At 70.8% G+C, this 8,633-nt stretch carries 7 protein-coding genes; 6 read left to right on the top strand and 1 reads right to left on the bottom strand.

All coding sequences use genetic code 11. The features are described 5' to 3' along the window. Positions 1 to 102: 102 nt before the first annotated feature. The gene (locus ACFXB5_RS16725) at positions 103 to 2,211 is read right to left on the bottom strand and encodes a pyridoxamine 5'-phosphate oxidase family protein (RefSeq protein WP_385208038.1); all 2,109 of its coding nucleotides are present in this window, start codon (positions 2,209 to 2,211) and stop codon (positions 103 to 105) included. Between the two features lie 141 nt (positions 2,212 to 2,352). Here ACFXB5_RS16725 and dhaK point away from each other — a divergent pair, with 141 nt between their 5' ends. From dhaK to ACFXB5_RS16695, 6 genes are all read left to right on the top strand, one after another. Next, positions 2,353 to 3,345 (top strand): dihydroxyacetone kinase subunit DhaK, encoded by a 993-nt coding sequence (dhaK, locus tag ACFXB5_RS16720; protein ID WP_201855793.1) that lies wholly within the window; start codon positions 2,353 to 2,355, stop codon positions 3,343 to 3,345. A 59-nt stretch (positions 3,346 to 3,404) separates the two neighbouring features. Beyond that, the gene (gene dhaL / locus ACFXB5_RS16715) at positions 3,405 to 4,040 is read left to right on the top strand and encodes a dihydroxyacetone kinase subunit DhaL (protein ID WP_385208035.1); all 636 of its coding nucleotides are present in this window, start codon (positions 3,405 to 3,407) and stop codon (positions 4,038 to 4,040) included. Next, complete coding sequence (gene dhaM / locus ACFXB5_RS16710; protein ID WP_385208032.1) at positions 4,037 to 4,447, top strand: dihydroxyacetone kinase phosphoryl donor subunit DhaM; 411 nt, start codon at positions 4,037 to 4,039, stop codon at positions 4,445 to 4,447. The genes dhaL and dhaM overlap by 4 nt, the downstream gene beginning before the upstream one ends. Positions 4,448 to 5,179: 732 nt before the next feature. Beyond that, complete coding sequence (locus ACFXB5_RS16705; RefSeq protein WP_198277249.1) at positions 5,180 to 6,259, top strand: polyprenyl synthetase family protein; 1,080 nt, start codon at positions 5,180 to 5,182, stop codon at positions 6,257 to 6,259. Beyond that, complete coding sequence (locus tag ACFXB5_RS16700) at positions 6,256 to 7,179, top strand: hypothetical protein (RefSeq protein ID WP_385208029.1); 924 nt, start codon at positions 6,256 to 6,258, stop codon at positions 7,177 to 7,179. Before ACFXB5_RS16705 ends, ACFXB5_RS16700 begins: the two co-directional genes overlap by 4 nt. Positions 7,180 to 7,193: 14 nt before the next feature. Further along, positions 7,194 to 8,555: a cytochrome P450 gene (locus tag ACFXB5_RS16695; RefSeq protein WP_385208027.1), complete on the top strand. Its 1,362-nt coding sequence runs from the start codon at positions 7,194 to 7,196 to the stop codon at positions 8,553 to 8,555. The last annotated feature ends 78 nt before the right edge of the window (positions 8,556 to 8,633 follow it).

Below are 8,633 nucleotides of genomic sequence, written 5' to 3'. Positions count from 1 at the left end.
TGGGGGGGCGGCGCGTGGTTGGGGGGGCTTGTTTCACCGGTTAACAAAACAGCGGCGCGCGCGGCCCCCCGGGCCGCTCGACCCGGTCCACGGCCTCAGGGCTCAGCCCTCGACCCGGGGCGGGGTGTCGTCGCCGCCCGGCCGTACGACCCGTACCGGCTGACCCGGACGCCAGGTGCGCAGCACCATCCGGCCGTTCTCCAGGGTGGTGTGCACCACCTCGGTCACCTCGGCGCGGAAGAGGTGGAAGGGCTCGGGCGGGTGGACCTCCTCGGCGAAGCGGGCGAGCGTCCCGGGGTCGGTCACCTCGACCGCCCGGCCGCTCACCCGGACGTCGCCCTCGGTCAGGTCCTCGCCCGGACCGGGGTTGGCCTGCACCGAGAACCGGGGATCGCGGCGCAGGTCCAGCGCCTTGCGCGACTCCGGCATCATGCCGAGCCACAACTCGCCGGAGAGGAAGTTCACTTCGAGCGGGGTCACCCGCGGGGAGCCGTCCTGCCGCAGGGTGGCCAGCACATGGTGGCGGTAGCGCCGGAAGCGGTCCTGGGCGTAGTCGGCGAAGGCGGGCTCGGCCGCCGCGAATCCGGCCCAGCTGGTGGTCGGGTACGTCATCGTCATGGTGCCCATGCTCGGACCGTTTCCGGACGTCTCCTGTCGGGATTTCCGGGCTTCCCACTCCCGCGCCTGGTCCGGGGGCAGATACGCGTTCCACTCGGTGCCCGGCAGCGGATAGGCGACCCAGGTGCGGGCGTAGGCCGGGGGCCGGGCCTGGCCGCGCCGCAGCAGCAGCGCGGTCGGCTCCCGGGCGGCGCGGCGCAGCAGCGAGGGCAGGGTGGCGGACCGGTTGTTCCCGCTGGTCTGGGCGGAGGAGCAGCCCGCGTGGTACGCGACGGGCAGGGCGCGGTCGCCGGTCACCAGGCAGGGCGGGCGCAGTCCGAGCCGCTGGAGCTCCTTCGCGGCGGTGCGATAGCGGCCGGTGGTGGCGTCGGACTGCTTGGCGGTGTGGTTGAGGATGACGAACTGGCTCGCCAGATGGAGCGTGATGATCACCCCGAGGGCGACCGCCAGATGCTGCGGTGAGCGCGCGGCCCGTACGGCGCGGAACACCAGCCCGGCGATCGGCAGCGCCAGCAGCGCGTACGAGGGCATCAGGAAGCGCGGCGCGGAGTAGCCGATGAGCAGCAGATAGGGCAGGGCGAGGGTGGCCGCGCAGGCGACGGGCAGCACGGTGAGCGGTACGGCGGGGCGCCGGACGGCCGGGCGGCCGAGCCCCACCCGCACCCGGCGCAGCTCCTGGCGGTCGCGCAGGGCGGTGTGTACGGCGAGGAGGGTCAGCACGGGCAGCGCCAGCCACCACACGGTCAGCTCCGGGTGGCGCAGCGGCACCTCGCAGGGGCGGCACAGCTGGGGTCCGTTGAGGCTGCGCAGCGCGGCGCCGGCGCTGAAGTGCAGACCCATGCCGCCCTCGACGTCGCTGGAGGCACTCAGCCGCTCCCCGATGCCGCCGAAGCGGTCGTACGCCTCGCCGATCCACTGGGCGGCGCCGAGCAGCGTTCCGCCGATCAGCGGAAGCAGGGCGGGCCGCCAGGTGCGCGCCCCGACCGCGGCGATCAGCAGCGGCAGGGTGAGCCATCCCCCGTCGGGGGTGCGCACCAGGGTGACGCCCGCGAGGACGGCGGCCAGCCACCAGCGGGCGTTCGGTTCGTCCGGCACCCGGAGGAACCAGCCGACGGCGGCGACGGCGCCGATCGCCACCCAGAGGTTGGGCATCACCGCGGGCCCGCTGATCTGGGTGATCCACAGCCCGGAGAACAGCAGCGCGGCCAGGGCCACCTGGGGCGCGGGCAGCAGCCGGGTCCAGACCCGGAAGGCGCCGTAGAGCGCGCCCGCGGACAGCAGCATCAGCAGGATCCGCAGCGCCGGAATGGAGTCGGTGGCGGACACCAGGGGCGCGACCAGGAGACTGATGCCGCGCGAGCGGGGTGCGCTGAAGTACGCGGGCGGGGTGCGCGGATCGACCTGGGAGACATACACGGACTCGTCCCAGCCCAGCGCGTGGCCGGTGTGCGGGATCACCATGGCGAGCTGGACCACGGCGTATCCGATGGCGACCAGGCCGAGCCAGGGGGCCGGACGACGGTACCGCTGCGGCGGGCGGGGCTGGGGGTGCGGGGGCAGGACGGCGGCCGCCGGTGCGGCAGTATTCTCCATGCGCGCACCATATGATGACTATGTACCTTTTTCGTCCTATTAGGCCGTTCGGCTCAGCGTTCAAGGGGTGCCAGGGACGCGGTGGATCCGTACGCTGTTGCAGCGGTGCACACCCCCATCCGGCGGAGGACGGACACACCTATGAAAATGCTCATCAACGTCCCCGAGACCGTGGTCGCCGACGCGCTGCGCGGACTGGCCGCCTGCCACCCCGAGCTGATCGTCGACGTCGACAACCGGGTGATCGTCCGGCGGGACGCGCCGGTCGAGGACAAGGTGGGACTGGTCTCCGGCGGCGGGTCGGGACACGAACCGCTGCACGGCGGTTTCGTGGGCCCCGGCATGCTCGACGCCGCCTGCCCCGGCGAGGTGTTCACCTCCCCGGTGCCGGATCAGATGGTGCGCGCCGCGGCGGCGGTGGACAGCGGCAAGGGCGTGCTGTTCATCGTCAAGAACTACACGGGCGACGTGCTCAACTTCGACATGGCAGCCGAGCTCGCCGAGGACGAGGGCATCCAGATCGCCAAGGTCCTGGTCAACGACGACGCGGCGGTCACCGACAGCCTCTACACGGCGGGCCGGCGTGGCACCGGCGCCACCCTGTTCGTGGAGAAGATCGCGGGCGCGGCGGCCGACGAGGGCGCGCCGCTGGAGCGGGTGGAATCGATCGCCCGGCGGGTGAACGAGCTCTCCCGGAGCTTCGGCGTCGCGCTCAGCGCCTGCTCCACCCCGGCCAAGGGCGGCCCCACCTTCGATCTGCCCGCCGGGGAGCTGGAGTTGGGCGTGGGCATCCACGGCGAGCCGGGGCGTGAGCGGCGGGCGATGATGACCTCCCGCGAGATCGCCGACTACGCGGTGGAGGTGGTGGTCGAGGACCTGCGCCCGGACAGCCCGGTGCTGCTGCTCGTCAACGGCATGGGGGCGACCCCGCAGCTGGAGCTGTACGGCTTCGCCGCCGAGGTGCACCGGGCGCTCGGCGAGCGCCGGGTGGCGGTGGCGCGTACGCTCGTCGGCAACTACGTCACATCACTCGACATGGCGGGCGCCTCGATCACGCTGTGCCAGGTCGACGAGGACCTCCTGCGGCTGTGGGACGCGCCCGTGCGGACCGCCGGGCTGCGCTGGGGCGCCTGAGGCCGGCCGGCCCCCGATACGTACGCTGTCGCCGTTGGCTACACCCCGAGGAGGCGTCTGTGTCCAGCAGTGAACCCGCCGTCGACGACGTGCTCGACACCCCTTTCTTCCTCCGATGGCTCACCACCGCGGCCACGTCTGTGAGCCGTGAGGCGACCCGCCTCACCGACCTGGACTCCGCGATCGGCGACGCCGACCACGGCACCAACATGCAGCGCGGCTTCGCCGCCGTGGCCGAGGCGCTGGAGAAGGAGCCCCCCGGCTCCCCCGGGGCCACGCTCATCCTGGCCGGGCGCCAGCTGATCTCCAAGGTGGGCGGGGCCTCCGGACCGCTGTACGGGACGCTGCTGCGGCGCGCCGGCAAGGCGCTCGGCGACGCCGAACAGATCACCCCGCAGCAGCTGGCGGACGCGCTGCGGGCCGGGGTGGACGCGGTGGCGCAGCTCGGCGGCGCCGCGGCCGGCGACAAGACGATGCTGGACGCGCTGCTCCCCGCCGTCGAGGCGCTGAGCGGGGACACGGGGTCGTTCGCGGCCGCGGGCGAGGCCGCCGAGAAGGGGGCGCTGGCCACCGTGCCGATGCTGGCCCGCAAGGGCAGGGCCAGCTATCTGGGTGAGCGCAGCGTCGGCCACCAGGACCCGGGCGCCACCTCGTCGGCGCTGATCATCGGCGCGCTGGCGGAGGCGGCCCGATGACCGACGAGAGCGGGAAGGTCGGCATAGTCCTGGTGTCGCACAGCGCGGCGGTGGCCGACTCCGTCGCCGAGCTGGCGAAGGCGCTGTCCGGCGGCGGCACGGCGCCGGTCCGCGCCGCGGGCGGCACCGAGGACGGCGGCTTCGGCACCAGCCCGGAGCTGATAGCGGAGGCGGCCCAGGCGGTCGACCGGGGCGCCGGAGTGGCGGTCCTGGTGGACCTGGGCAGTGCGGTCCTGTCCGTCAAGGCACTGCTGGCCGAGGGCAACGAACTGCCCGACGGCACCCGATTGGTGGACGCACCGCTCGTGGAGGGCGCGGTCGCGGCGCTCGTCACGGCCTCCACCGGGGCGGATGTGGAGGCGGTACTCCAGGCGGCCTCGGAGGCGTACGACTACCGGAAGGTCTGATACCGCCGCGCGCTATTGAACGGGCCCCGCCGGTGACGGCGGGGCCCGTTCCGTCTGGACCCCGTTCAGTCCGGGCCCTGCTCCGCCTGCCCCCTGTTCCGCCTGACCCCTGTTCCGCCTGACCCCTGTTCCGCCTGCCCTCTGTTCAGTTTTCAACGAACCCTCCGGGTCCATATTGCGCCGCCGCTTATTCCACTGATACTCGGCGCGTACGGGGCGAGTTGCCCGGTTTCGGACCGCTCCGGGCACGGTGACAGCACCCCGCCCCCTTCGGCCGTCAAGTGATAGGCGCGATACCAGAACGGGCTTCCGAATCCGTCGATCTTGCGTCTAGACTGCTCATGTCCGAGTGGGGGGACCGGCGGCACTCAGGGGGAATAAATGGACGTAATTGAGTGTGCCCGCGCACACCTGGCATCCATCGAACCGATGATGTCCACGCGGGTGTCGCACCGGCTGTGGCCCCTTTGCGGCCCGGCCCGGATTCCACGCGCGGAAATGACCCCTCCGCGCCGACCGCACGATTCCCTGAGCGTCTGATCTTCGCGCCCGTCACGGGCGTTCGATATATCGACCATGGGCGGCGGTCGTGTCTCACGTCTGCGTTCATGGTGCCGTACAGAGCACGGACGGCAATCCATCTTTTTCCATACAAAGCAAGGGTTTCCGCGTGCCTGTTTTCTTCTCCTTAATCAACGGATTTCGACATTTCGACGTGGAGGAGTCAGTCGCATGACCACACCCACGCTCAGCCCCGGCCGCTTGGATGCGGATACCGTCCGTGAGTCGGTGGACGTCGTACTCGAAGATTTCCTGACGGCCAAGGCCCACACCACCCCGCAACACCATCTGCCGTATCTCTCCGGGCTGCTGAAGGATTTCCTGTCCGGCGGAAAACGCATACGACCGCTGTTGTGTGTCACCGGCTGGCAGGCCGTCGGCGGCGGCGAGGACACCGAGACGGTGTTCCGGGTGGCCGCCTGCCTGGAGATGTTCCACGCCTTCGCGCTGATCCACGACGACGTCATGGACGACAGCGACACCCGTCGCGGCCGGCCGACCATCCATCGCACCCTGGCCGCGCTGTGCGCCACCGACCGCAGGCCGGAGCAGATCGAGCGGTTCGGGGTCAGCGGGGCGGTACTGCTCGGCGACCTCGCCCTCACCTGGTCGGACGAGCTCCTGCACTCGGCCGGTCTGACCCCCGTCCAGTTCGACGCCGTGCTGCCGCTGCTGTCGGAGATGCGCACCGAGGTGATGCTGGGCCAGTACCTCGATCTGCAGGCCACCGGGGAGCTGACGGACGACGTCGAGGCCACCCTCACGGTCAACCGGTACAAGACCGCCAAGTACACCATCGAGCGTCCGCTGCACGTCGGAGCCGCCATCGCGGGGGCCGGCCCGGAGGCCATGGAGGCGTTCACCGCCTACGCCCTGCCGCTCGGCGAGGCGTTCCAGCTCCGCGACGACCTGCTGGGCGTGTACGGCGACCCGGAGTCGACCGGCAAGTCCCAGCTGGACGATCTGCGGGCCGGGAAGAACACCACCCTGATCGCGCTCGCCCTGCGCGGCTCCGACAGCGTCCAGGCGGCGCGGCTGCGCAGCCTCATCGGCAATCCGCTGCTGGACGAGCGGGACGCCGCGACCATTCAGGAGATCTTCGCCGCCACCACCGCCCGGGATGCCGTCGAGCAGATGATCGACGACCGCCGGACGCAGGCCCTGCGGGCCCTCGACGACGCCCCATTCACCGCGGACGCGGTCAACGCGCTGAAGCAGATCGCCCGCATGGCCACTGTGAGGAACTCATGACGACAGGACTTTCCACGGTCGGGGCCCGGGACATCAGCCGGAACAGCGTCCGACCGTACCTGGAGGAGTGCACCCGCCGCTTCCAGGAGATGTTCGACCGCCATGTCGTCACCCGGCCCACCAAGGTCGAATTGACCGACGCCGAACTGCGCGAGGTCATCGACGACTGCAACGCGGCGGTGGCGCCCCTCGGCAAATCGGTTTCCGATGAGCGCTGGATCTCCTATGTGGGCGTGGTCCTGTGGTCCCAGAGCCCCCGTCATATCAAGGACATGGAGGCGTTCAAGGCCGTCTGCGTCCTGAACTGCGTGACGTTCGTGTGGGACGACATGGATCCCGCACTCCACGACTTCGGTCTCTTCCTGCCCCAGCTGCGCAAGATCTGCGAGAAGTACTACGGCCCCGAGGACGCGGAGGTGGCGTACGAGGCGGCACGCGCCTTCGTCACCAGCGACCATATGTTCCGCGACTCGCCCATCAAGGCGGCGCTGTGCACCACGTCGCCGGAGCAGTATTTCCGTTTCCGGGTCACCGATATCGGTGTCGACTTCTGGATGAAGATGTCGTATCCGATCTACCGGCATCCGGAGTTCACCGAACACGCCAAGACGAGCCTGGCCGCGCGCATGACCACCCGCGGACTCACCATCGTCAACGACTTCTACTCCTATGACCGCGAGGTCTCCCTGGGGCAGATCACCAACTGTTTCCGGCTCTGCGATGTGAGCGATGAGACGGCGTTCAAGGAGTTCTTCCAGGCCCGGCTCGATGACATGATCGAGGACATCGAGTGCATCAAGGCGTTCGACCAGCTGACGCAGGACGTCTTCCTCGATCTGATCTACGGCAACTTCGTCTGGACCACCAGCAACAAGCGCTACAAGACGGCCGTCAACGACGTCAACTCCCGCATCCAGTGAGGGAACGGGGACCCGTGACTCCCGCGAAGAGCTCCGCACAGCCGGAGCGCTCCTGGACCACCGGCACGGCGCCCGGCTCGGTGCCGCTGCTGGGGCACACCCTGGCGCTCTGGCGCCGTCCGCTGCAGTTCCTGGCCTCCCTGCCCGCCCACGGCGATCTGGTGGAGGTCAGGCTGGGGCCCAGCCGCGCCTATCTGGCCTGCCATCCCGAGCTGGTCCGCCAGGTGCTGCTCAATCCCCGGGTGTTCGACAAGGGCGGGGTCTTCGACAAGGCGCGGCAGCTGCTCGGGAACAGCCTCTCGGTCTCCCGGGGCGAGGACCACCGCTACCAGCGGCGGATGATCCAGCCCGCGTTCCACACCCCGAAGATCGCCGACTACACCGCGGCGGTCGCCGATGACACCCGCACCGCGATCGGCTCCTGGGAGCCGGGGCGCACCCTGGACATCAGCGACACCATGCACGCCCTGCTGATGCGGGTGGCCGCGCGGACGCTGTTCTCCACCGGGATCGACGAGGCGACGATCGACGAGGCGCGCCACTGTCTGCGCATCGTCTCGGACGGCATCTACAAGCGCACGATGGCGCCTTTGGGGATCATGGAGAAGCTCCCCACCCCGGGCAACCGGCGCTATGACCGGGCCAATGCCCGGCTGCGGCAGATCGTGGACGAGATGATCCGCGAGCGCCGGCGCTCCGGCGCCGACCACGGCGATCTGCTCTCCACGCTGCTGCGCGCCGAACACCCGGAGACCGGGAAGGGTCTTGACGACGGCGAGGTCCTCGACCAGGTGGTCACCTTCCTGGTGGCCGGGAGCGAGACCACCGCCTCGACCCTCGCCTTCGTCTTCCATCTCCTGGGCGCCCACCCGGAGGTGGAGAAGCGGGTGCACGCCGAGATCGACGAGGTCCTGGCGGGCCGCGACCCCACCTTCGAGGACCTGCCGTCCCTGGAGTACACCCGCGGGGTCATCACCGAGTCGCTGCGGCTGTATCCGCCGTCCTGGATGGCGATGCGGGTCACGGCGGCCGAGACCGAACTCGGCGGCCGGACCGTCCCGGCGGGCACGATGATCCTCTACAGCGCCCAGGCGCTGCACCACAACCCCGAGCTGTTCCCCGACCCCGAGCGGTTCGACCCCGAGCGCTGGCTCGGCGACCGCGCCAAGGAGGTGGAGCGCGGGGCGCTGCTCCCGTTCGGCGCGGGCAGCCACAAGTGCATCGGGGACGTCCTGGCGCTGACCGAGACCGCCCTCATCGTGGCGACGATCGCGAGCCGGTGGCGTCTCCGCCCGGTGCCCGGCACGACGCTGCGCCCCGAGCCGAAGGCGACGCTCGAACCCGGCCCGCTGCCCATGGTGTGCGAGCCGCGCTGACGACGTGCGGGGCGGGGGGGGCCCCCGGCCCGCCCGGCCCGCGCGGGGGGGCGGGCCGCCACGGCACGGTCGGCGAGC

Source organism: Streptomyces sp. NPDC059455, assembly GCF_042750115.1.
GTDB classification, from domain to species: Bacteria; Actinomycetota; Actinomycetes; order Streptomycetales; family Streptomycetaceae; genus Streptomyces; species Streptomyces endocoffeicus.
This window is presented reverse-complemented; position numbering and strand designations above follow the sequence as displayed.

Excerpts from the sequence above, each read along its gene's own strand:
- ACFXB5_RS16705 (WP_198277249.1), top strand. The coding sequence starts at position 5,180 with ATGACCACACCCACGCTCAGCCCCGGCCGCTTGGATGCGGATACCGTC.
- dhaK (WP_201855793.1), top strand. The coding sequence starts at position 2,353 with ATGAAAATGCTCATCAACGTCCCCGAGACCGTGGTCGCCGACGCGCTG.
- ACFXB5_RS16700 (WP_385208029.1), top strand. The coding sequence starts at position 6,256 with ATGACGACAGGACTTTCCACGGTCGGGGCCCGGGACATCAGCCGGAAC.
- ACFXB5_RS16725 (WP_385208038.1), bottom strand. The coding sequence starts at position 2,211 with ATGGAGAATACTGCCGCACCGGCGGCCGCCGTCCTGCCCCCGCACCCC.
- dhaM (WP_385208032.1), top strand. The coding sequence starts at position 4,037 with ATGACCGACGAGAGCGGGAAGGTCGGCATAGTCCTGGTGTCGCACAGC.